Annotated in this window: 19 protein-coding genes; 13 read left to right on the top strand and 6 right to left on the bottom strand. The window is 68.3% G+C overall.

Annotation, left to right across the window (positions count from 1 at the left end):
• Positions 1–106 precede the first annotated feature (106 nt).
• Genes AKJ13_RS22740 through AKJ13_RS22750 form a run of 3 tightly spaced genes read left to right on the top strand, consistent with a single transcriptional unit; the run spans position 107 to position 2,287 of the window.
• A complete protein-coding gene (locus AKJ13_RS22740) occupies positions 107–814 on the top strand; it encodes a glutathione binding-like protein (RefSeq protein WP_050735407.1) in 708 nt (235 codons plus the stop codon).
• A 7-nt stretch (positions 815–821) separates the two neighbouring features.
• Positions 822–1,397, top strand: coding sequence for an NUDIX hydrolase (locus AKJ13_RS22745; protein WP_050735408.1), 576 nt, complete (start codon positions 822–824; stop codon positions 1,395–1,397).
• A complete protein-coding gene (locus tag AKJ13_RS22750; protein WP_050735409.1) occupies positions 1,394–2,287 on the top strand; it encodes an inositol monophosphatase family protein in 894 nt (297 codons plus the stop codon). Before AKJ13_RS22745 ends, AKJ13_RS22750 begins: the two co-directional genes overlap by 4 nt.
• Positions 2,288–2,406: 119 nt before the next feature.
• On the opposite strand, the gene AKJ13_RS22755 is transcribed toward AKJ13_RS22750, so the two are convergent.
• Complete coding sequence (locus AKJ13_RS22755) at positions 2,407–2,727, bottom strand: helix-turn-helix domain-containing protein (protein ID WP_050735410.1); 321 nt, start codon at positions 2,725–2,727, stop codon at positions 2,407–2,409.
• A 52-nt stretch (positions 2,728–2,779) separates the two neighbouring features.
• On the opposite strand from AKJ13_RS22755, the gene AKJ13_RS22760 reads away from it, so the two are divergent.
• Positions 2,780–3,928 carry an MFS transporter gene (locus tag AKJ13_RS22760; protein WP_050735411.1) on the top strand — a complete coding sequence of 383 codons (1,149 nt, stop codon included), beginning with the start codon at positions 2,780–2,782 and terminating at the stop codon, positions 3,926–3,928.
• A 100-nt stretch (positions 3,929–4,028) separates the two neighbouring features.
• Here AKJ13_RS22760 and clpB read toward each other — a convergent pair whose 3' ends face one another.
• Positions 4,029–6,653 (bottom strand): ATP-dependent chaperone ClpB, encoded by a 2,625-nt coding sequence (gene clpB / locus AKJ13_RS22765; RefSeq protein WP_050735412.1) that lies wholly within the window; start codon positions 6,651–6,653, stop codon positions 4,029–4,031.
• Between the two features lie 159 nt (positions 6,654–6,812).
• Between clpB and AKJ13_RS22770 the strand changes: the two genes are divergently transcribed.
• Complete coding sequence (locus AKJ13_RS22770) at positions 6,813–7,625, top strand: MOSC N-terminal beta barrel domain-containing protein (RefSeq protein WP_160320624.1); 813 nt, start codon at positions 6,813–6,815, stop codon at positions 7,623–7,625.
• Positions 7,626–7,635: 10 nt separating this feature from the next.
• Here AKJ13_RS22770 and AKJ13_RS22775 read toward each other — a convergent pair whose 3' ends face one another.
• Positions 7,636–8,229 (bottom strand): c-type cytochrome, encoded by a 594-nt coding sequence (locus AKJ13_RS22775; protein ID WP_050735414.1) that lies wholly within the window; start codon positions 8,227–8,229, stop codon positions 7,636–7,638.
• On the bottom strand, positions 8,229–9,503 hold the full coding sequence (locus tag AKJ13_RS22780; protein WP_200905689.1) for a PQQ-dependent sugar dehydrogenase: 1,275 nt from the start codon (positions 9,501–9,503) through the stop codon (positions 8,229–8,231). Before AKJ13_RS22780 ends, AKJ13_RS22775 begins: the two co-directional genes overlap by 1 nt.
• A 337-nt stretch (positions 9,504–9,840) precedes the next feature.
• On the opposite strand from AKJ13_RS22780, the gene AKJ13_RS22785 reads away from it, so the two are divergent.
• The 8 genes from AKJ13_RS22785 (at position 9,841) to AKJ13_RS22820 (ending at position 20,619) form a co-directional block, all read left to right on the top strand.
• Positions 9,841–10,494, top strand: a complete 654-nt coding sequence (locus AKJ13_RS22785; RefSeq protein WP_050735415.1) for a protein-L-isoaspartate O-methyltransferase — start codon at positions 9,841–9,843, stop codon at positions 10,492–10,494.
• A 476-nt stretch (positions 10,495–10,970) separates the two neighbouring features.
• On the top strand, positions 10,971–11,804 hold the full coding sequence (locus tag AKJ13_RS22790; RefSeq protein WP_244471687.1) for a glycoside hydrolase family 16 protein: 834 nt from the start codon (positions 10,971–10,973) through the stop codon (positions 11,802–11,804).
• Between the two features lie 225 nt (positions 11,805–12,029).
• Positions 12,030–12,893 carry an HAD family hydrolase gene (locus tag AKJ13_RS22795; RefSeq protein ID WP_244471688.1) on the top strand — a complete coding sequence of 288 codons (864 nt, stop codon included), beginning with the start codon at positions 12,030–12,032 and terminating at the stop codon, positions 12,891–12,893.
• A complete protein-coding gene (locus AKJ13_RS22800) occupies positions 12,890–14,122 on the top strand; it encodes a glycosyl transferase (protein WP_050735417.1) in 1,233 nt (410 codons plus the stop codon). Before AKJ13_RS22795 ends, AKJ13_RS22800 begins: the two co-directional genes overlap by 4 nt.
• Positions 14,123–14,554: 432 nt before the next feature.
• The gene (locus AKJ13_RS22805; protein WP_050735418.1) at positions 14,555–15,247 is read left to right on the top strand and encodes a methyltransferase domain-containing protein; all 693 of its coding nucleotides are present in this window, start codon (positions 14,555–14,557) and stop codon (positions 15,245–15,247) included.
• 309 nt (positions 15,248–15,556) lie between these two features.
• On the top strand, positions 15,557–17,569 hold the full coding sequence (locus tag AKJ13_RS22810) for a glycosyltransferase (RefSeq protein ID WP_050735419.1): 2,013 nt from the start codon (positions 15,557–15,559) through the stop codon (positions 17,567–17,569).
• A gap of 92 nt (positions 17,570–17,661) precedes the next feature.
• A complete protein-coding gene (locus AKJ13_RS22815) occupies positions 17,662–19,230 on the top strand; it encodes a Wzz/FepE/Etk N-terminal domain-containing protein (RefSeq protein WP_244471689.1) in 1,569 nt (522 codons plus the stop codon).
• A gap of 261 nt (positions 19,231–19,491) precedes the next feature.
• The gene (locus tag AKJ13_RS22820; protein ID WP_050735421.1) at positions 19,492–20,619 is read left to right on the top strand and encodes a glycosyltransferase; all 1,128 of its coding nucleotides are present in this window, start codon (positions 19,492–19,494) and stop codon (positions 20,617–20,619) included.
• 3 nt (positions 20,620–20,622) lie between these two features.
• Here the strand turns inward: AKJ13_RS22820 and AKJ13_RS22825 are convergent, their stop codons facing one another.
• Positions 20,623–22,077, bottom strand: a complete 1,455-nt coding sequence (locus tag AKJ13_RS22825; protein WP_050735422.1) for a hypothetical protein — start codon at positions 22,075–22,077, stop codon at positions 20,623–20,625.
• 83 nt (positions 22,078–22,160) lie between these two features.
• Entirely contained in the window at positions 22,161–23,522 is a 1,362-nt protein-coding gene (locus tag AKJ13_RS22830; RefSeq protein ID WP_050735423.1) for a polysaccharide biosynthesis/export family protein, read from the bottom strand.
• Between the last annotated feature and the right edge of the window lie 231 nt (positions 23,523–23,753).

Here is a 23,753-nt window from a genome sequence, read left to right on the forward strand (position 1 = left end):
CTCCTTCCGGATCGCGGACCCCCGAGGAGGCGCCGGGGCTTTGTTTTGGCATCATCCCGAACGCCGGCACACCGTCCGGGATGATGCGTCAGCGGGACACAATCCGATGATCGATCTGTACTATTGGCCGACGCCGAACGGCCACAAGGTCACGATGTTCTTCGAGGAGGCCGGCGTTCCGTATCGGATCAAGCCGGTCAACATCGGTAAAGGCGAACAATTCAACCCGGACTTTCTCAAGATCGCCCCGAACAACCGCATGCCGGCGATCGTCGACGACGAGCCGGCCGACGGCGGCGCGCCGGTTTCTCTGTTCGAATCGGGCGCGATCCTGTTGTATCTCGCCGAGAAGACCGGGCGCTTCATCGCGGGCGATCTGCGCGGCCGGGCCGAGGTGCTGCAATGGCTGTTCTGGCAGATGGGTGGCCTCGGGCCGATGCTCGGCCAGAACCATCACTTCTCGCAATATGCGCCCGAGAAGATCGACTACGCGATCAAGCGCTACGTGAACGAGACCAACCGGCTCTACGGCGTGCTCGACCGGCGCCTGGCCGACAGGCCCTTCGTGGCAGGCTCCGAATACTCGATCGCCGACATGGCCTGCTACCCGTGGATCGTGCCGTGGGAGAAGCAGGGCCAGAACCTCGACGACCACCCCAACCTCAAGCGCTGGTTCACTGCGATCGCGGAGCGGCCCGGCACCCAGGCGGCCTATGCCCGGGCTCCGGAGGTCAACCCCGATTACGGCCAGACCATGAGCGAGGACGCCAAGAAGGTGATGTTCGGCCAGACCGCCGCGACCACCAAGCGCTGACCCGTCCATGACCGGCACGCGGACCGCTCTCCCCCTGCGGGTGATCCACAGGGGCTGGAACACCTTCGGCATCGCCACGCTCACCCAGCCCGACGGCAGCACGGTGCCGCGGGCCCTGGAGGACCATGGCGAGGCGGCCTGCGTGCTGCCCTACGATCCCGAGCGGCGGGTTGCCGTGCTGGTCCGTCAGAGCCGGGTCGGCCCGGCCTTCTGGGGCGAGCCCCCGGCCCTCGACGAGGCGCCCGCAGGGGGCCTCGACGGCGGCGAGCCGGAGGAGACCGCGATCCGCGAGGCGATGGAGGAGGCGGGCCTGCGGCTCGCGCGGCTCGATCCCGTGGCCCACGCCTACAGTATGCCGAGCGTCTCCTCCGAACGGCTGTGGCTCTACCTCGCCCCCTACACGCAGGCCGACCGGGTCGGACCGGGCGGCGGATTGCCGGGCGAGGGCGAGCAGGTCGAGGTGCTGGAGCTGCCCCTGGCCACCCTGGCCGAGCAGGCGCGCTCCGGCCATCTGGCCGACCTCAAGACCCTGGTCCTGGTCCAGGCGCTGATGCTGCGCCGTCCCGAGCTGTTCACCGCATGATCCAGCCCGACACCCCGATCGACGCCGTCCTGGCCGAAATGCTCTCCTTCGCCGAGGAGGCGGCACCGCTGGCGCTCGCGATGCGGGCGGCCGGGCTGTCCATGACCAAGAAGGGCCCGGATCTCGGCCAGGCCCTCACCGAGGCCGACCTCGCTGTCAGCCGCCTGCTCCACGCCCGTTTCGGCCCCGACCTGATCGAGGAGGAGACCGCCGACGATCTGGGCCACGCGGCCGCCAAGGCCATGCTGGCCCGGGATGCCTGGACCTTCGTGGGCGATCCGATCGACGGCACGCGGCCCTTCGCGGGCGGGCTGTCGGGCTGGGGCGTGATGGTGGCGGCCTGCCGCGACGGGTGGCCGCGCGCGGGCGTGATGAACCTGCCGGCCTGGAACGAGGACCGTTCCGGACCCGCCCGCATCGAATCCGCCGAGGCGACCCGGGGCATCCTGTTCGCGGCCCATGAGGGCCGGGCGTTCTGGGCGCCGACCCGGGGCGGGCGCCGGACGGAAGCCCTGCGCGCGCTGAAACCCACCCCCAGCCGCACCGGCCATGTCGGTTGGCTCGCCGTCGCGGCACAGCGCTTCACCCTGGATTATGGGCGGGCTTGGTTCCCCTGGAGCGAGGGCGGATCGATCTCGGACGCCGCGCTCCTGGCCACTGGGCGGCTCGACGCGACGGTCGTCAACAGCATGCTGTGGGACCTAGCGCCGATCCTGCCGCTCTTCGAGGCGCTGGGCTTTCGCCTCTTCCACTGGCCGGACCTCGCGGCCCCGCCGGCGGCGTTCATCGACCTGTTCGACGCTGAGTTGTCGGCCCACGACGACCTGTGGATGGTCTGTCGCGACCGGGAGCAGGCGGCCGATCTGGCGCAGGCAATCCGCAAGGCTTAGCGGCCGGTCCGACACTTAAAAAAATTGAGGTTTCAAAAGGTCTTCGACCTTTTGCGGGTGCAGGGCAGAGCCTTGCAAGATCAAGATCCTGCCCAGACAACCCGCCGAGGGTCACGCCCTCACGCTTCGGCTCCGCCATGGGCCATGATCGCGTCGAGCAGGCCGGGAAAGCGCGCGTCGATGTCTTGGCGGCGCAGCGAGATCAGGCAGCGCATCCCCTCGGTTCGGGTGCGCGTCACGCCGGCCTCGCGGAGGATCTTGAGATGGTGCGTCATGGTCGAGCGCGGCACGCTCTCGGCCAGAAGATCGCCGGACGCGCGCTCGCCGGTCTTCATCAGCTCCGACACGACCGCCAAGCGGGTCGGATCGCTCAGCGCGAACAGGACTCGATGCAGCGTCAGGTCCGCGAGGTCGGGGTGAAAGAACTTGCGTGGGCTCATGGCGGCTTTTATGTCCGATTTTCGTCGTACATCGTAAAGAGGGCGGCGAGACATGAAGCGTATCGCCATTCTGGCGTTCGGGATGTTCGCCCTGGGCTTGGATGCGTATGTGGTCGCAGGATTGCTGCCGGGGATCGGCGCTGCGTTCGGCGTCCAGCCTGGCGAGGCCGGGCAGGCTGTCACGGTCTTCACATTGGCCTACGCGCTGGCCGCCCCGGTCTGCGCCACACTCCTGGCCGGCAAGCCGGTGCGCCGGATCCTCGGCCTGGCGCTCGCGGTGTTCACCCTGGCCAATGCGCTGAGCGCGCTGGCGACCGGCCTGTGGAGTCTGCTCCTGGCCCGGGCGCTCGCCGGGCTCGCCGCCGGCCTGTACGCCCCGGTCGCGATCGCGTCGGCGGCGGCCTTGGTCGAGCCCGGCCGCAAGGGGCACGCCTTGGCTCTGACCCTGGGCGGGATGAGCACCGGGACGGTCATCGGCGTGCCGGCCGGGCTATGGATCGCAGACCGGTTCGGCTGGCAGGGCGCGCTCTGGATGGTGGCGATCCTGAGTGCCGTCGCGACGGTGGCCGTTCTGACGCGTCTGCCCGACATCGAGGCCGCCGAGCCGCCATCCTGGCGGGCGCGCGTGGCCCTGCTGGCCGACGCGCCGGTGGTCGCCACGGTGACGGTCACGTTCCTCACCGCGATCGCCAGTCTCGGCCTCTACACCTATCTGGCGCCGCTTCTGGACCGGGCCGGCCTCGGCAGTGCCGCGGCCTCGTATTTCTGGGCCTGGGGCATCGGCGGGATGGTGGGAAGCTTCTCGGTCGGACCGCTCATCGATCGGACGCGCGATCCCCGCCGGGTGATGGCGATCATCCTGGCCGCCCTGACGCTCGCGCTCGCTTCCCTGCCGGGCCTGCTGGGCGCCTCGCTGCTCGGCTACCTGCCGTTGCTGGTCTGGGGCGCGATGGGCTGGGCCTCGCAGGCGCCCCAGCAGCATGCGCTGCTCCACCTTCGCCCCGATCACGGCAGCGTCGTCGTCGCGCTGAACAGCTCGGCGAATTATCTCGGCGGCGCGGCCGGCGCGGCGCTCGGCGGCGTCGTGGTCACGCTGGCCGGTATCCCCGCCCTTCCGGCGGCGGCCGCCGCCGTGGCGGCCGGGGGCCTCGCGCTGCAGATGGCGATCCTGGCGCGTGTCCGGCGCGTTGCGGCCGGCTGATGCGGTGGATCCTGGGTAGCGCCCTGGCTCGTGAAGCCGAATGACAAAAAGGGCGGCGCACCCTGATCCGGCGCGCCGCCCCGTTCAAAGACCGAGATGCTCAGTTCAGAGCCACGTTCGGCGGCCGGCGCTCGGCGCCGACCGTGACGTCGCCGATCATCAGGCCCATCGGGCCCAGCCGGACCGGCACCGTCTCGCCATCGTGGATCTTGCCCGACAGGACCAGCTCGGCCAGCGGATCCTGCACGTTCTTCTGGATCACCCGCTTGAGCGGCCGTGCCCCGTAGGCCGGGTCGTAGCCCTTGTCGGCGAGCCAGATCTTGGCCTCCTCGTCGAGGTCCAGGGTGATCTTGCGATCCTCCAGGAGCTTCGCCAGACGCCCGAGCTGGATCTCGACGATCGCGCCCATCTCCGACCGTGCCAGGCGGTGGAACAGGATGATTTCGTCGACCCGGTTCAGGAATTCCGGCCGGAAGTGGCTCCGCACCACGTTCATCACCTCCTCGCGGACCGCCTCGGTGTCCTCGCCCGCGGGCTGGTTCACCAGGTACTCGGCCCCGAGATTCGAGGTCATGATCAGCAGCGTGTTGCGGAAGTCGACCGTCCGCCCCTGTCCGTCCGTGAGCCGGCCGTCGTCGAGAACCTGCAGCAGGACGTTGAACACGTCCGGATGCGCCTTCTCGATCTCGTCGAACAGCACGACCTGGTAGGGCCGGCGCCGCACCGCCTCGGTCAGCGCGCCGCCTTCCTCGTAGCCGACATAGCCCGGAGGCGCGCCGATCAGGCGGGCGACCGCGTGCTTCTCCATGTACTCGGACATGTCGATGCGCACGAGCGCCGTGTCGTCGTCGAACAGGAAGCCGGCGAGCGCCTTGGTCAGCTCGGTCTTGCCGACGCCCGTAGGGCCAAGGAACATGAACGAGCCGATCGGCCGGTTCGGGTCCTGCAGCCCGGCCCGGGCACGCCGGACCGCGGTCGAGACTGCCTCCACCGCCTCCCGCTGGCCGACGACGCGCTTCGCCAGCGCCTCCTCCATGGCCAGCAGCTTCTCGCGCTCGCCCTCCAGCATCTTGTCCACCGGCACGCCGGTCCAGCGGGAGACCACGCCGGCGACGTGAGAAGGCGTGACCGCCTCCTCCATCATGCCGTCGCGGCCGCCCTCGGCCTTCGCCTCGATCTCGGCGAGCTGCTTCTCCAGGCCCGGGATCACCCCGTAGGCGAGCTCACCCGCGCGCTGGTACTGGCCCTGGCGCTGGGCCGCGGCCAGCTCGTTGCGCGCCTCGTCGAGCTTTTTCTTGAGGCCGGCGGCCGTTCCGAGCTTGTCCTTCTCGGCCTTCCACCGGGCGGTGATCGATGCCGAGCGCTCCTCGAGATCGGCCAGCTCCTTCTCGAGGCGGACCAGCCGGTCGCGCGAGGCGGAATCGGTCTCCTTCTTGAGCGCCTCGGCCTCGATCTTGAGCCGCACGATCTCGCGGTCGATCGAATCGAGCTCTTCCGGCTTCGAATCGACCTGCATGCGCAGGCGCGAGCCGGCCTCATCGATCAGGTCGATCGCCTTGTCGGGTAGGAACCGGTCGGTGATGTAGCGGTTCGAGAGCGTCGCCGCCGCCACCAGGGCCGAATCCTGGATGCGCACGCCATGGTGCTGCTCGTACTTTTCCTTCAGGCCGCGCAGGATCGAGACCGTGTCCTCCACGGTCGGCTCCGACACGAAGACCGGCTGGAAGCGGCGGGCGAGCGCGGCGTCCTTCTCGACGTGCTTGCGGTACTCGTCCAGCGTGGTCGCGCCGACGCAGTGCAGCTCGCCGCGGGCGAGCGCGGGCTTGAGCAGGTTCGAGGCGTCCATCGCCCCGTCCGCCTTCCCGGCGCCGACCAGCGTGTGCATCTCGTCGATGAACAGGATGATGCCGCCCTCGGCCGCGGTGACCTCGGAGAGCACGCCCTTCAGCCGCTCCTCGAACTCGCCGCGATACTTCGCGCCGGCGATCAGCGAGCCCATGTCGAGGGCCAGCAGGCTCTTGTCGCGCAGGCTCTCGGGCACGTCGCCGTTGACGATGCGCAGCGCCAGCCCCTCGACGATCGCGGTCTTGCCGACGCCCGGCTCGCCGATCAGGACGGGATTGTTCTTGGTGCGCCGGGACAGGACCTGGATGGTCCGCCGGATCTCCTCGTCGCGGCCGATCACCGGGTCGAGCTTGCCGTCCCGGGCGGCCTCGGTGAGGTCGCGGGCATATTTCTTCAACGCGTCGTAGGCGTTCTCGGCCGAGGCGTTGTCGGCGGTGCGGCCCTTGCGCAGCGCGTTGATCGCCCCGTTGAGAGAGGCGGGGGTCACGCCCGCCGCCTGCAGCGCGCGGCCGGCCTCGGAATCCTTCTCCACCGCCAGAGCGAGGAGCAGACGCTCCACCGTGACGTAGGAATCGCCGGCCTTCTTCGCCGCCTGCTCGGCGGTGTCGAACAGGCGCATCAGCTCGCGCGTCGCCTGCGGGGCCGAGGCGTTGCCGGACACCTTCGGCTGTTTCGCCAACCACTGATCGGTCTGCGCCAGAGCGACCCGCGACTGGCCGCCGGCGCGGTCGATCAGACCGGCGCACAGGCCTTCGGGATCGTCGAGCAACACCTTGAGCAGGTGCCCCGGCTGAAGCTGCGGATGGCCCTCGCGCATCGCGAGGTTCTGCGCCGCCTGGACGAAGCCGCGGGCGCGCTCGGTGTAGATGTCGAAATTCATGCGTGTCTCACCCTCCCGTGCCAGCATCCGCCGCCCGAGATGGCGCGGCCCTGCCGAAACGTCGCCCCCCGGCTATCCGCCGCGAAGAGGCCCCGGCGCCGAAAGCCACCGGTAGACCCGATGTGGTGTTGTATTTGCGCACCACAAGGGGCCGGGGACTTGCGCGGCACAGCTTTTCCGCGCCACCTTCCCGGCATGCAAGCCGCGCTCGAAATCGGCCTCCTCGGCCTCTACCGCTACCCCGTGAAGGGGCTGAGTCCCGAGCCTCTGGAACGGGCCGAGCTGGAGACCAGCGGCTTCTTCCCGGGGGACCGGCTCTACGCCATCGAGAACGGGCCTTCGGGCTTCAACCCGGTGGCGCCGCGGCACCAGCCCAAAACCAAGTACCTGATGCTGATGCGCGACGAGGCGCTGGCGCGTCTGCGCACCCGCTACGACGATCCCACCGCCACGCTCACGGTGGAGCATGACGGCGAAACCCTGGCCTTCCGGCTCGATACGGCGGCCGGTCGGGACGGGCTCGCCGACCTGATGCGGCGCTATCTTCCGGACAGCCTCCGGGGTGAGCCGAAAGTCCTCGCGGCGCCGCCGCAATACCGGTTCACCGATTCGCCCACCGGCTACGTCTCGCTGATCAACCGCGCGAGCGTGGCGGCCGTGGAAGAGTATCTCGGCGCGCCGGTCGACCCACTGCGCTTCCGGGGCAACCTGCTGGTCGAGGGGCTGGCACCGTTCGCCGAGCTGGACATGGTCGGGCGGGTGATCGAGGCGCCGAGCGGGCTGCGGCTCAAGATCACCAAGCGCACCGTGCGCTGCGCCGCCACCAACGTCGATCCGGCGAGCGGCGTGCGCGACCACGACATCCCCTGGACCCTCGACGCGCGGCTCGGCCATCGCGACCTCGGCGTCTATGCCGAGGTGATCGCCGGTGGCGCGCTTGCCGTGGGCGATACGCTGCGGCCCGTGAGCTGAGCCGCGAGGCTCAGAGACGCGACACGTAGGCCGCCAGATCCTTGATGTCGTCCTCGCTCAGGCCCTGCGCGACCTCGTTCATCGCCGGGTCGTAGCCAGGCCGGGCGTTCGACTTGTAGGCCGTGAGCGCCCGGGCGAGATACTCCTCGCGCTGCGCCCGGATCCGGGGAATCGCATCCCGGCCGGCGAGGTCGGCACCGTGGCAGGAATTACACTGGTGCTTGGAGACCAGCGCCTGGGCGCGCGCCACCAGGGCCGGGTCCGCGGCCGGGCCCGACCAAGCCGGTGCGGGCAGGGTCGCGACCGCGTCGGCATAGGCGCGCAGGTCGTCGTCGGAGAAGCCGGCGGCGACGTCGTTCATCGGCGGGGCCTCGCGCTGCTTCTCCCGGAACTGGAACAGCTGCGTGACGACGTAATCCGCCTGCTGTCCGCCGAGCGAGGGCACGCCCTCGGTCTCGGACGTGCCGGTCCCGTGGCAGGCGACGCAGGGGGCCAGACGCTCCTGCATGGCCGCATCGGGTGCGGCCAGCGCCGCACCGGCCAGCAGGACGCCGAGGGCCGGCGCGAGCCCCCGGATCACCCCGATCCTCGAGACACCGCGCATCACTGGCCGTAACTGACGCGGTAGATCGCGCCGTTGTAATCGTCCGAGACGAGCATCGCCCCGTCCTTGGCGACCAGCACGTCCACCGGTCGGCCGGCATATTTGTTGTCCTGGAGGAAGCCGGTCAGGAACGGCTCGACGGAGGCGACCTTACCGTCCGGGCCCGGCCGCGCGACGACCACGTCGCCGCCGAGCTTGGCCGTGCGGTTCCAGGACCCGTGCCGGGCGATGAAGGCCGCGTCCCTGTAGGCCTCCGGGAATTGCGCGCCCGTGTAGAACCGCATGCCGAGCGAGGCCGTATGCGGCCCGAGTAGGCCCGCCGGGGCGGTGAATTCCGAACAGGAATGGCCCCAGCCGAATTCCGGATCGGTGAATGTGCCCTGGTGGCAGAACGGGTAGCCGAAATGCTGCTTGCCGGGCTCGGTGAGCACGTTCAGCTCGTCGTTCGGGATATCCTCGGAGACCCAGTCGCGGCCGTTATCGGTGAACCAGAGCTGCTTGGTCTTCGGGTTCCAGTCGAAGCCCACCGTGTTGCGCACCCCGCGGGCGATGACCTCGGCATTCTTGCCGTCGAGATCGATTCGACGGATCTGCGCGTGGGTGTCCGGGGGCAGCAGGATGTTGCCGGGGGCACCGATCGGCACGTAGAGCTTGTTGTCCGGCCCGATCGCGATGAACTTCCAGCCATGGGCCTCGTCCTTCGGCAGGTCGTCGTAGACGAGGCTCGGCTTCTCGACGCCATCGAGGTGCTGGGCGATGTCGTCGTAGCGCCAGATCTTCGACAGCTCGGCGACGTAGAGGGCGCCGTCATGGAACGCGACGCCGTTCGGCCGGTGCAGGCCGGACGCGATGGTCTTGACCACGCGCTTGCCGTCCGGGCCGGCCTGCGGCAGCACCGCGTAGACCTTGCCGACCGTGCGGGTGCCGACGAACAGCGTCCCGTCCGGCGCCTGCGTCATCGAGCGGGCATTGGCGAGGCCGCTGGCATAGACCTCGACCTTGAAGCCCTCCGGAACCTTGAGCTTGTCGAGCGGCAGCTTGGCGGCGGCCGTCGCCAGGGGCGGCCCCGCGACCGGCGCGAGCTTGGCCGCGTCCCCGCCCTCCGGCCGGCCATAGAGCGCCGAGCCGCGATCGATTTGCACGCTGGCCGGCGGCGCGGAACTCGCCGGCGTCTCCTGGGCGCGCGATCCGCCCGGGGCCAGGGTCCCGAGGCCCAGGCAGGCGAGCGCGGCGGCGAGACCTCGCGTCAGAATCGGCTTGCTGGCTGGCGTCATGATGCCTCCCGATAGGGCCGGGCTCTTCGCGCGCCCGATCCGGTCTGCACTCATTATTCAACGTCTGGCCGCGAGACGCGAGCCCTTGGACAACTCTGCCGCGACAGCGGGATGCGGCCGTCACCCGCCTTTCGCGTGCCAGCGTCGCCGGGTGCCGTCCCGGGGCGACCGCGCCGTTGACTCTCATGGCCGGTCCCGTCCGCGAAAACCTTGCGTTTTGGCGAGTGATCTCCGAAAACGCGCGCGTCCGGAACGCTTGAGCTTGGCCGGGGACCGCGGCGCCGACGCAGCGGCCTGGCGGGGGCGGCGTTCCGATCCGGTTCGAGGACACGGTTCGATGATCGATTACGCGCAGGCGCGGCGGATGATGGTCGATTGCCAGTTGCGGACCTTCGACGTGAACGACAACGCGGTGCTCGACGCGTTCGACACGGTGCCGCGCGAGGCCTTCGTGCCCCCGGGCCGCGAGCCGTTCGCCTATATCGATCAGACCCTGCGGCTCGATGGCGCGAACGGCGAGAGCCGCTGCCTGCCGGCGCCGATGGTGCTGGCCCGGATGATCCAGGCTTTGAAGATCCGGCCCGGCGCCAAGGCCCTCGATGTCGGCACCGGCACTGGCTATGCGGCCGCAGTGATGGCGCATCTCGGCGCGGCGGTGACGGCGCTGGAATCGGTTCCGGACCTTGCCGAGAAGGCCCGCGCCAAGCTGGGTTCCTCGGTCCGGGTGATCGAGGGCCCGCTCCAGGCGGGCGCCCCCAAGGAGGGGCCGTTCGACGTGATCCTGATCAACGGCCGCGTCGAGGTCCGGCCGCAGGCGCTGCTGGATCAGCTCAAGGATGACGGCCGTCTCGCCTGCGTCTTTGGTCCGCACCGCAACGCCAAGGCGACCCTGTTCGTGCGCGCCGGCGACGCCTTCGGCTCGCGCCCGCTGTTCGACGCCTCGCTGCCGCTCCTCGACGCCTTCGCGGCCGAAGTCGGATTCGCATTCTGAGGCCGCTGGACGGGTCCTTCCCGTCCACGATGTGATCCGGCCGCTTGCGCCGGAGCTTTGGGCGGCGCGAACACATTCGCGGCCACGCAGCGGCTAAGCGCCGAGACCGTTCCTGGACTTTGCGTCCGCTCGCGATGACGTGCGCCGGCTGGCCGGGTGTCGCACTTGGCGCCCTCGCGTTCGCGCGTCCTTCCATCACCATCGGTGCGGTGACGTTCGACGGGGCCATGGGTCATGCCGCTCCGCGGTGCCGTTGGCCGCGTCGCCGCAGTCCCAGGCCCGCGCGTCGTCCGGACCGCCTGGCCCGCTCCGATTGTCCCGCGCCTCGGCAATCTGCCGATCTTTGCCCTGGACCGAAACTATATACACCGTCTAATAAGGCAAAATATAATCGCTAAAACTCGCTGACATTGCAGGTATCCCAAATGGGCGCACGCTTGATGAGGAATAAATGGGTATTCCCAGCCGTTGCAGCCTTGGCCGGCCTCGCCACGGTCGCGGGATGTCGGGAGCTGAAAGCGCAGGGTGAGCCGCTGCAGCTCTGCCGGTACAAGAAGGTCTTCGCCGACGATTTCAACGACTTGAGCGTTTCGAAGTCCAACAATGAGCGGACGCGGTGGTCGGCGCACACGCCCTGGAACGGCGATTTCGGCGATGCCCAGTTCATCGATCCGATCGACATCTTCGCCGACCCCGAGAAGAACGCGCCGTTCATCGTCAAAGACGGGATCCTGAAGATCCGGGCGCGCAAGCACGACAACGGAAAGTGGACCTCCGGCCTGATCTCCTCGGCCGATCCCACCACCGCGGGCTTTGCCCTGATGTACGGGTATTTCGAGGCCCGGATGAAGCTTCCGCCGGGCCCCGGAGTGTGGCCGGCCTTCTGGCTGAACGCCAACAACCCGAAGGACGACAAGACCCCGTCGGTGGAGATCGACGTGCTGGAATATTACGGCCAGTTCCCGGACGGATTCCATTCGGTCTGGCACATCTGGGACAAAACCGATCCCAAGAAGAACCGCGGCGGCGAGATCGTCACCTCGGTGCCGAGCGGGTCGCTCAACGACAGCTTCCACACCTATGGCGTCGATGTCACGAAAGAGTGGGTCGTCTTCTATCTCGACCGCCGCGAGATCGGCCGGACCCCAACCCCGCCCGAGCACACCAAGCCCTTGATGATCCTCGTCAACCTCGCCCTCGGCTCCGGCTGGCCGATCGACAAGACCCCCAACCCCTCCGATCTGCTGGTCGATTACGTCTACGCCTTCGCCCCCGACGAGACGAAGCGCGACGCTGTCTGCAAGGAATAGGGTGGGTTCGCCTACGGCTGCGGGCTCGAAGCGCGGCCCGCAGCGCCCTTCGCCGGACGGAATGCCGGTTCGGCGCCGATGGGGAGTTCCGGGTGAGTCGCGTTTGCTCCCAACGCACAATAGGCGCCGGATTCCTCACAACCATTTTCGGGGGCGAAGTCGCGCACGAATATTGTTAACCGGCAATCAGGCCAGCGATTTTGTCTGGATAGACCGCAATCGCGGTTGCCACGCTGCGGACAGGTCGGGCATGTCGGAGACGCGTCCCGGCGATCGGCTCGCCGCGGCTATACGCGCGGGTTTAAAGGGCTAAAAGGCATCATGCTCCTCCCCAAGACAGCTGCTGCCCGGATCATTTCCTGCGACGTATTTGATACGCTGCTCTATCGGGATCATCGCTCGGAACGTCAGCGGTTCAACGACATCGCCGTGCTCGCCGCGCAGCGCCTGGCCGCCGAGCGGGGCATTGTGCGTCATCCCGGCGCGATCTACGACGCCCGCCTCGACGTCCAGAAGCAGGCCTATCGAGCCCTCGATCTCTCCTGCCCCACGGGGGACGTTCGGTTCGCCGACATGGTCGACGCGATGGGGCGGATCCTCTCTCTCGATGCCCAGGCGGCGGAGATCCTGCATCACGCCGAAATCGCGATCGAGATCGCCCAGTTGACCGCCAATACGGTCCTCCTGGACTGGCTCCGCGCGCAGGTCCGGAGCGGATGCCGGATCATCGCGGTCAGCGACACGTATCATCGGGGCGAGACGATCGCGCAGTTGCTCGCTGCCCGCGCGCCCGACCATCCCGTCGCCCAGATCTATGCCAGCGCCGACCACAACGCGACCAAGCGCACCGGCGCCCTGTTCAAGGTCGTGCTGCGCCAGGAAGGCGTGGCGGCCGCCGACATTCTGCATATCGGCGACGATACCAGAGCAGATGTGACGATGGCCCAGGCCGCGGGCCTGCGCTCCCTGCAGGTGCTGCGGCCGAAGCATCTCGTGTTCCGGCGCCGGGCCGACGCCCTGCGCGCCCGCGCGCTCCACGGATTCCGGATCCGGGCGGCGCATACGCAGCGCGCGGGCGCACCCGCATGAGCGTACCCGATGTCGGCCGGCTCGACGCGGAGACGTTCGGGCGCGTCGTGGTGGGCCCGATCCTGGCGGAATTCTGCCTCCGTCTCTGGCTGTTCGAGCGCTTCCTCCAAGGGGACGAGGCCGTCCTGCTCTTCTGCGCCCGCGGCGGCCTGCGACTGAGACTCGCCTATGAGCGCTTCCTCGACCGCACCGCCCTGCCGCAGCAGGTGCCGCACGCCGACCTGATGGTGTCGCGCCTTGTCGCGGCCCGGACCGCCTTCGACCCGCCGAGTCCGGGCGTCCTGTCCGAGCTGGAGCGCGAGTTCAGCGGCCAGTCGATGGCCGAGATCGCCGCCGCCCTGGCGCAGCGCGACGATCTCGACCTGCCGCCGCCCTGGCACGCGCCGTTCGAGACGGTGACGTTCATCGCGCTCCTGGCGGGCGACGAGCCCGGCGTGGTGGCGCTCCACCGCGCGGTCGCGGAGCAGGATGGGCTGTTTCGCGCCCATCTCGCAGCCTGTACCGGCGGCCGCCGCCACGGCGTTCTGGTCGATACCGGCCTCTACGGCAGCACGGTCCGGATCCTTCAGGAGGGCATTCCGGACCGGCAATGGTCCGGCCTCCAATTCGCCCGTTGCAATTACAAGGGGCTTCCCACGCCGCATTTCCCGCGGACATTCGGCCTCAGCGTCGAGAGCGACGCGTACACGCCGTGGGATGTCCGGACCTCGGCGCTCCGATTCTGGCAGCTGATCGAGGCCTGCCTTGAGCCGGATCTGGCGAGCGTTCGCACCTTCACGGCCGGCGTTGACGGCGCTGCGCCGCGCGCCAACCTTCAGGTTCCCGGCTGGGAGAGCCGCGTTGCGCCCGAGCAGCCCGGCCTGTTCTCCGGCGTCCTGGCCGCCATCGACAGCCTCGCGCCGGAATCGCTCCATCGTGTCCCGCAGGATGCGGCGCGGGCCTGGCAGCAGCTGAAGGATGCGGTGGTCTGGCCGGACGCGCAGGCGGTAGCGACCTTGAGCCTCGGGCACCGATCCCGGGATTTCGGGCGGACCGAGCTGCGGGCGCAATTTGCCGGTCCTGGCGCGGCGAGCCCGTTGAAGCGGATCCGCGAAAGCCTGTGGCGCGAGGGGGCCGTGATCCGCACTTTCCCGCGCGGCGGCCGCCTCGCGCTCTCGCTGATCGAGCTGATCTATGCTGGGCGCGCGCTGCGCTCCGAGATGCGGGCCCTGCGCCGGCGCGAGCGTTGACGAGGCGCGGCACGCTGTTGGGCGACGGCGGGTTGGGCAGAGAGCGTCTTCTCGCCTGCCGATTCGGCTGCACAGAACGCTGATGTAAGTACTGATCCGGCTACAGCGCAGCTAATACAGCCTTATAGATTGCAAACAGCGACGCTCTTCAACCCATCGGTGAGCCGCCCGAGAGGGCAGCCCGTTGCGCGAGCGTCGCCCGTAATGGATCCACCGCAATTACGCGGACGTAAATGGAAATCTGGCCAGCTATAAAAATCTCTGGCCTTAACGATCCTTCCGTTAAGCGGTTGATATTTCAATCGGAAGGTTGCGTTGTCGGGGGACGGAGCTACAAAAATTCAATGCGCGGTGAGGCCATATTGGCTGTCGAAACGTTGATGACAGGACGAACTCAGTTCCCCGTCACACGTATGCCTGGGGATGACCAGTATGCTTGAAATTTACCAGAGCGAGACGTATGCGGAGAATAATCCAGGATGGCACGAGGAAGACGCGCCCTGGAAAGCGAAGCAGATCGCTCAGATTATCAATAAGAACGCTATCACGTTCGATACGCTCTGCGAGGTCGGCTGCGGGACCGGGGACATCCTTCTCAACCTTGAGCGTTCCTTCGGTTTTTCGAAGGGCTACGGCTACGAGGTCTCCCCGCATGCCTATCGGCGGGCCAAGACCAAGGAGACCGACCGGACCAAATTCCACCTCGAAAGCGTGTTCGATGCCGCTGCGGCGCCCTTCGACGTGATGCTGGTCATCGACGTCATCGAGCATGTCGAGGATTATCTCGGCTTCGCGAAGCAGCTGCGTCCCTTGGCGAAATACAAGATCTTCCACATCCCGCTCGACCTGTCGGTGCAGTCGCTTTTCCGGGAGCGGCCGATCATGAACCTGCGAAAAGGTGTCGGGCACCTGCACTATTTCTTCAAGGAATCGGCGCTCGCGACCCTTCGGGACTGCGGATACAAAATCATCGACCATGCCTATACGGCCGGACGCCTCGAACTGCCCAACCAGGCGACGTCCAGCAAGCTCATGAAGATCCCGCGCCGGGCCATGTTCGCGCTCAACCAGGATCTCACCGTGCGGATCCTCGGCGGCTATTCCCTGCTGGTGCTGGCGGAATAGGCCCCGCGATCCGGTCTGGTCCGGGCCGGATCGATCCCGACGCGCAGATGCCGCAACGCGGTGCCACTGCTCTCGAGGGCAGCGGCCGTTTCTTGTACACGGCTGAGCGATAGCGTAAGGAACTGTGGCCTTAAGGGGCATTTACCAGTAATATCGCTGTGATAGTGCAAAACGGCCCGCAGCAATTGAAACGGACGTTGCGGCCTGAAAGGGTCGGGCCGGACGGCAAAAATAGTGGCAAGCACTATCGGCCATATTGGATAGATTAATATTTTATATGACGGATCGCAATAGGAGTATATCGTCAGCATGAAAGCGGCTGAGTCGTTCGGGATCAATGGTCGCTTCCTGACGCAATCGATGACCGGCGTTCAGCGCTACGCGTTGAACGTGACCCGGGCGATGAGCCAGGCCGTTTCCGCGCAGGGCTCCACGATCCCCCTGCTGGCGCCGCCCGGCGCCCAGGATCCTGGCCTGGATGGGACGCCGCTCAAGGTCGTCGGCCGCGCGGGCGGCCATGCCTGGGAGCAGGCCGTCCTGCCGCGCGCCTGGCCGGGTCGTCTGCTCAACCTCTGCAACACCGCTCCGGCCTTCAAGGCGGATCAGGTCGTCTGCATCCACGACGCCAACGTGTTCCTGGAGCCGGAGAGCTACAGCGCGTCGTTCCGGGCGTTCTACAAGACCCTCCAGCCGCTCCTGGCCCGGCGCTCGGCGCGGATCGCCACGGTCTCGACCTTCTCGGCCGGGCAGATCGCGCAGCATCTGTCGCTGAAGGCCTCGGACATCCTCGTCCTCCCCAATGGGCACGAGCATGTCCAGGCCTGGGATCCGAACCAGGCGACCCGGGCGCCGTCGGCCCTGCGCCGCAATCCGGACGGGAGCGAGCGCCCGTTCGTCCTGGCGCTCGGCTCGCGCGCGCGACACAAGAATCTCGGCCTGCTGCTCAGTCTGGCCGGCGAGTTCGCGACCCTCGGCGTCGACCTGATCATTGCCGGCGGGCAGGCGGGCATCTTCGCCGCGGAGGATCTGCAGCGCAGCGAGAATGTGCAGCATCTCGGCTTCGTGAGCGATCACGATCTGGCCTACCTCCTCGAGCGCGCCCTGTGCCTGGCCTTCCCCTCGCTGACCGAGGGCTTCGGTCTGCCGGCGCTCGAGGCGATGGCGCGGGGCTGCCCGGTCATTTCCACCGACCGGGCGAGCCTGCCGGAGATCTGCGGCACCGCCGCGCTCCTGGCGCCCCCGGACCAGCCGCATCTCTGGTTGGCGCATGTCCGGACGTTGCTGGCGAGTGCCGACCTCCGTCAGGATCTGATCGGCCGCGGCCGGCTCCAGGCGGCCCGGTTCTCCTGGGCCGACACGGCGCAGGGCTACCTGGACGTGATGCAGGCGCCGCAGCGGCGGGATGTCGGGCGCCCCCGCACCGCCTCCGCCCCGCCCAGCATCGCCGTGGTCATCGCGACCCTGGGGCGGCCGGACGTCGTCGCCCAGACGCTGCGGCGGATCCTCGACCGGCAGACCTACAAGCCGGCCGCCGTGATGATCTCCTGCATCAAGCCGGAGGATGCCGGGGACGCTGCGAACTGGCCCGACGTCGCGGTGGTGACGGGCCGCCCCGGTCTCGCGGCGCAGCGCAACGCGGCGCTGGCCGCGCTACCCGAAGGGATCGATGTCGTCGCCTTCTTCGACGACGATTTCGTGCCCGACGCCGAGTGGCTCGATGTCGCCGCCCGGACGTTCCGCGACGAGGCGGATATCGTGGGCTTCACGGGCGACGTGCTCGCGGATGGCATCAAGGGGCCCGGCCTGACCTTCGAGGAGGTCGATCGCCTGCTCGCGGAGAGCGGGCCGGTCGTGCCGGCGCCGCTGATCGAGCCGTTCAGTCCCTATGGATGCAACATGGCCTTCCGGCGTTCCGCGATCGGGGCCCTGCGGTTCGATGAGCGCCTGGTCCTCTACGGCTGGCTGGAGGACCGGGATTTCGGCGCCGCCCTGAGAGCGAAGGGCGGTCGGCTCGTGAAATGCATGGCGGCGCGCGGCGTCCACATGGGCGTGAAGGGCGGCCGGATCGCCGGGGACCGGCTCGGCTATTCGCAGGTGGTTAATCCCCTGTACATGCTGCGTAAGGGAACGATGACTTACGCTCAGGTGGCCGATCATTTATTTCGGAACTTCACCAGCAATCTGGCGCGATCAGCCGTCCCGGAGCCGTTCATCGATCGGCGCGGCCGTTTGCGAGGCAACCTGCGGGGTGCGGCCGACGCACTCCTCGGACGCCTCGAACCTGAGCGGGCCCTGCAGATCCGACGGAAAGCCGTGAGATGAGCGTGCACGATCAAAATCGGATTTCGCAGGATCGGCCTCAGGTCGTCTGGCCGTTCCCGGAGGCGACGTCCGTGGGCGTCCCGGACGGTCCCATGGCGGTGATCTCCGCCGCCCTGAAGGCCGCCAAGCGCCACAAATTCGTGGTGGCGCTCTGGATCCTGTTCTGCGTCGGCCTCGCCTTCGTCTACGCGAGCACCGCCACGCCCCTGTTCACGGCAACCGCGACCCTACTGCTGGAGCCGCGCCGCCAAGCCGGCTCGGGCTCGGCGGAAGGCGCGGTGGCGCCGAGCCTCGATGTCGGACGCGCCGAGAGCGAACTCCAGGTCCTGCGCTCCGAGCGCCTGCTGGCCAACGTGTTCAACAGCCTCGGGCTCGCGAACAATCCGGAATTCGGCCTTCCGCCCTCCGCCAAGGCCGAGCCGTCGGGCCTGAGCCTCAAATCCCTGCTCGGCATTCCGGAGCCGCCGCCGCCGAGCCCCGAAGTCGTTCAGCAGCGCCAGTTCGAGACCTTCGCGCAGAATTTCAGCGTCCGCCGGGTCGGTCAGTCCTACGTCGTGGAGGTCTCCTACACCTCCACCAACCCGACCCTGGCGCGTCGGATCGCGAACGCCGCGGTCTCGGCCTATCTCTGGCAATCAATCGCCGCCAAGGCCGATGCCGCCAAGAACGGCGCGGAATTCCTGCAGGGCCGCGTCAACGCGCTGTCCTCGCAGGCGCGGTCGGCCGCAGCCGCGGTGGCCAGCGGCAGCTTGCCGGACGCGCCGACCCCGGACGCCGATGCCCGCGTGATCGGTGCCGCGCTCCAGCCCCTCCGGGCGTCCGCACCCCGCAAGACGCTGATCCTGGGCCTCGGCCTGACGGTGGGTCTCGTCGGCGGGCTGCTCGCCGTCGCTTTGCGGCAGGCGCTGGACCGGCGAATCCGGACCCCGCAGGATCTCGTCCAGCGCGTCGGCATCCCGTGCCTGGCCGTCATGCCCGACGTCTCGCGCAAGGGCGTCGCCGGGCGGCGCGGTCCGAGCGACCTGCGGTCCGCCACGACGCTGTGGCTCGGCAATAGCGGCTTCGCCTCCGGCATCCGCGACCTGCGAACCTCGATCCAGCTCGCCCTCTCGAGCCGCCCCGGCGACAGCGAGGCGGTCGTCGCCCTGGTCGGCTGCACCGCGAATTCCGGGACCTCGCTCATCGGGCTGAACCTCGCCCGGATCATCCGTGAGAGCGGACGTTCGGTGACGATGATCGACGCGGACATCCACGGATCCGCTCCGCGGTCGCTGACCTACGATGTCGATACCTGGGAGGGGGCCTGCCTGGCCGACCTGATCGAGGATCCCAGCCGGATTCCCGAGGCCAAGCTCCTCGATTACGGCGGGATCTCCGTGCTGCCCGCGCGCCTGCCGAACACGGCCGCCAACAGCCGCGTCTACCTCGGTGCACCGTCCTTCCCCAAGGTGATCGACCACCTGCGGCAGACGGGCTACGTCATCCTCGACCTGCCGCCCCTGTCGGTCTCCGCCGAGACCCGGGCCGCGGCCCGGCGGGCCGATGCGGTGATCATCGTGGCCGAGGCCGGACGCACCACCGTCGACGAACTCTCGGACGCCGTGAACGGATTGCGCAGTGCCGGCGCCAGCGTCATCGGTGCCGTGCTCAACCGCGCCTAGAGCGCTCGCCGCCGAAGTGGATACCGGTTCGGCGCAAGCGAGCGCGCAAAATCAAAGACTTAGAGCCATTCCCGATTGCAACGCAATCGGGAATGGCTCTAGCGTGCTGGAGCGCGCTCGGTCCGTCATCGGGCGCGCCGTCTCCCGCCGAATCGGCCTCCGCTGCGGCGGGGATCGCTCGAAGATCCGTGCGAAGTCCCGCCATCGCGGCGCACTTCCGGCGATCACCGTGCCCGCATACCGAGACTCAGAGTGTCCCTGATGGCCGTCGCGACGGATCGAAAGATCAAAGTCCTCTATTGCCAGCCCGGCACGACGGTTTTCGCGGGGATCGAGCGCGTCAACGACGAGATCTGCACGGAGCTGGCTGAAACCTACGGCGACGTGTTCGACGTCGATGTCCTGCTCGTGTCCGAGCACAGGAACCACCCGCCCTTGCCGCGGGCCTACTCCATCGTCAGGCGAGCCGGTTCGTCACGCCTAGCGCTGATGCGGGCGTTCCGGAGCGTCGTGCGGGAGAAGCACTACGACCTCGTCGTCATTCCCCAGATCGAACCGACGGTGATCTTCTGGTTCTCGCGCCTGGGCCTGAGGCAGCCCGTCGCGATGCACCTGCACGGGAATCCGCGCCGGGAGAGCGGACACCTCAAGGCGAAGATCCTGTTCTTCCTCCTCCGGCATCTCGTCCTCCGACGCGTGGCCGCGGTGTTCGGCACCTCGCCCCGGCAGCTTCGCGCCTTCACCGACGACTTCAACTGCCGCAGGCCGACGGTCTGGGTGCCGAACCCGGTCCGGAAATTCGCAGCGCCCGGGCCCGACGACACGCCGACGGCGGGGCTGGTGACCTTCGTGAATGTCGGGCGATACGATTACCAGAAGGGCCAGGACATCCTGATCGACGCGTTCGCCGCGCTCTACACGCGCCGGCAGGACATCCGGCTGCGTCTCGTGGGCCATGGTGCCGACAAGGCGGCCTTGACCGAGCAGATCCGGCGCCTCGGCCTGACGGATGTGGTCAAGCTCGAATATCACCCCGACAGTCCGGAGCGAGCGCTCTACGCGAGCGATGTTTTCGTCGCGACGTCGCGGTGGGAGGGATGGTCCCTCGCCATCTGCGAAGCGCTCCGATGCGGGTTGCCGGTCATCTCGACCGATTGCGAGTTCGGGCCGAGCGACATCCTGATCGACCGGCGCCTGGGCCAGTTGGTCCCGCCCGACGATGAGGCCGCCCTGGTCGAGGCCATGAACAGCTACTGCGACCGGATCGCCGAAGAGAGAACTTTCGCGGATTTCAGGCGGGAGAATATCGAGCGCTACAGCGTCGAGAACTCGGCCAAGATCCACGCGGAGGCCATCCGGCAAGCCGTAGGGACCGCTGCGGCGGCCTGACCGCTACCGCAGCGCGGGCCGCACCTGGCCCAGAGCGAGCGGATCGGGGATGAGCTTCGCGGCCGGCGCGGCCGGCGCGACCGGCGCGGCCGGGCGGCGTTCGCGCTCCGGCCAGGCAGAGGCGACGCCGGCGAAGACGTAGAACAGCAGGCTCTGGTCGACCGTGGGACCGGCAATGAGGGCGCCCGTCAGCAGGGACAGGCAGGCGACCCGGGCCGCGGCGCGCACGTCGCTCGGATAGCTCCGCGGCTCGCCCCGGCGGACGCCGAACACGGTCAGGATGAACAACAGGTAGAAGACGGCACCGGGCACGCCGACATTCGACAGCACCGCGAGCGGGAAGCTGGAGGTCCGGTTCGTCCCGAGGCCGACGCCGAGACCCCACGAATCGAAGAAGTTTCGCCAGGCCAGCGCATTCCAGGATGCGCGCTGGATGCCCGATTCCGTCTGCGCCTTGCTCAGGATCAGCGTGTCGACGTACTCGTAGATCCGCGCGGCTACGCCGTCGGTGGCGAGCACCAGCAGCACGATCAGGCAGAGCAGCAGCGGCCCGAGGACGACTGTCGCGGCGCTGAAGCGATCCTGCGGGCGCAGGCTGCACCGCCGCAGCGCCGTCGCGTAGAGGAGCCCCAGCACGACGACGGCACCGACCAGCCCGGTCGATGAGGTCGAGATCACCACGAAGATGAGCGAGAGCAGGGCCAGGGGGCCGGTGACGAGGGGCTTGCGCCCGCACAGCCACAGCATGCCGGTGAATCCGAGCGCCCCCAGCGTCATGCCGGCGAAGGCCGACGCCTCAGGCCAGGAGCCGATGATCCGCCGCATCGTGCCGACCACCTCCTCATCGTGGAACGTGTACTGGGCGTTCCGGATGAATTGCAGCGCCTCCTGGGTGCCGGTCGCACTGGTGACCAGATCGAGGATGCCGAAGCCGATATTGGTGGCCGCGTAGGCAATGAGCGCGGTGGCGAGCGTCTCGAGGCCCCGCTGCGTCGATCCCACGGTGGCGATCATGAGGAAGCAGAAGAGGTCGCCGATCAGGTAGATCGGCTGGGTCAGGTTGCTCGACACCGGCCCCAGCGGCACGGCGCCGTCGCTGGTGCTCAGATGGGTCGAGGCGCCGAGCGGGATGATATAGGTCTCATCGGCGAACAGCCGCGGCATGACATAGCTGCTCAGCACGCCGTACAAGACGAGGCAGAGCAGCCAGAAACCCGGTTCGGTGATCTTCAGGGCCTCCAGCATCTCGACGGCGGTCTTGCGCCAGAACAGGGTCGAGATGGCCAGGAAGACGAGAAACAGGTGGGCCGGCTGCACGTTCGCGCCGCCGAGCAGCAGCGCGGCGGCGGATCCGAGCGTGCAGAACACGACGAAGGCGACGACCGTCGACCGGGTGCCGAACAGCAGGCAGAACAGCCCGACAACGATCGTGATTGCGCCGATCGGCTCGAAGCTCATGATCCGCCTGCCTCATGGGGAGAAACGTTCAGCCGGTCGCCGCGGCGCGCCGCGCTTGACCCCGCTCCGGCCGGGGCCGGACGCTAGCGATCCGCGCTCTCGGCGGCCCGGCGCACGGCATCCGCGGAAGCCGGCCCGGTGCGGTTCGCATTGCCCCCCTCGGACGGCCGGCGCGGAACGGCGACCTGCGGCGCCTCCCCGGACCTGCTGCTCGGGTTGCGGACCAGGGTGACCCGGACGACGTCGCCGGGCTCGACCTGGCCGTCTTCCTGCGCCAGCCAGGTGGTCGACCGGTCGCCGACCCGGCGGGTCACCTCGTAGCGCGGCGTCAGCGTCTCGCTGCCATCCTCGGCCGTGCCGAGCGTCTGCGCCTCGGCATCCGCCGAGAGCCGCCCGGCGGTCAGTGTCTTCTCGTCGTTCTGCGCCAGCTTGAGGCGGGTATCGGCCGCCTCCGCCAGGGCGTCGCGGCGGAACCGGGACCGGAGCTCGATGATGTCGCGCTCGGCCCGCGTCAGGCTCTGCTGGGCGCGCAGCATCGCGACCTGAACGTCCAGCCGGTTGCTCTCGAAGGCCGCCTGGCTCTGCTCGGCAGCCAGCTTCCGCGGTGTGATCGTCAGCCCCTTGGCGACGAGATCGTTGACGAGGTTCAATTCGCCTCGGCTCAGCTCGATCTGGCGATCGAGCGACTTGGACTTGTTCTCCAGCGCGCCGATCTCGGCGCGGAAACTCGACATGGATTGCTCGATCGCGGCAACCTCGGCCTTGATCGCGTTGCGGCGCGTGTCGAACAGGAGCTGCTCGCCGCGCATCGCCTGATCGGCCCGAGCCTTGTCCGCGTTGGCCTTGAGATCCTCGCCGAAGGTGATCGTATCCGCCCCGGCGATCTCCGCGTCGAGGCGCGCCTGCTTGGCGGCCAGCGCGATCCGCTCCGCGGCGAGCGTCCGCAGCTCACCGCGCGTCGTCACCATCTCGCGCCGCACCATGCGCGGGTCGGTGGCGCGCAGCAGCCCCTCCGCGGTGCTGACCGCCTGGAGCACGGTCAGGCCGGGCTGATACTCGAACTTACCCGGCTGCTGCACCGCGCCGGTGATGTAATACGGGCGGTATTTCGCGACTTCCACCGACGCCGCCGGCGTCTCCGCAAGATCGGCCGCCTGTTTCAGCGAGGTTCCGATCGCCTCGGCGAGATCGGTCGGCGTCCCGCCGGACGCCTTGATCTGGCCGATCAGCGGAAGCGATACCGTGCCGTCCGCAGCCACGGAGAATTCGCCGTTCAGGGCGGTCCACGAATACGCTTCGCCGGTGTTGCGTCGCAGATCGTAGACCCGAATGGTCAGACGATCCTGCGGGCCGAGCAAGTATCGGCCCGGTGCCTCGGCGGCCGGTGCTGCGAGAACGCTGGCAACCACGAACACGCAAGACGCAGCAATCTGCCGCCAATACATTCAAATCTCCTGAGCCGAAACCGGGTTCCGACAAAATACCTCGGCTTCGTCCCGCTATTCGGGACAAGGGCCGCACTGCGTCGCTGGCTGTTACTTTATACGATATCAGGCAACACTCAACCCGCTCCGCAGTTTACGCAAATATCGCGCCCTCGAATTTTGCTAAAAATCGCGCAGCGCGATGAACAGATAAATTAAGATTGAATCGAACGCGGCGCAGCATATCCCGGT

This window comes from Methylobacterium sp. ARG-1 (assembly GCF_001262595.1).
Classification (GTDB): Bacteria; Pseudomonadota; Alphaproteobacteria; order Rhizobiales; family Beijerinckiaceae; genus Methylobacterium; species Methylobacterium brachiatum.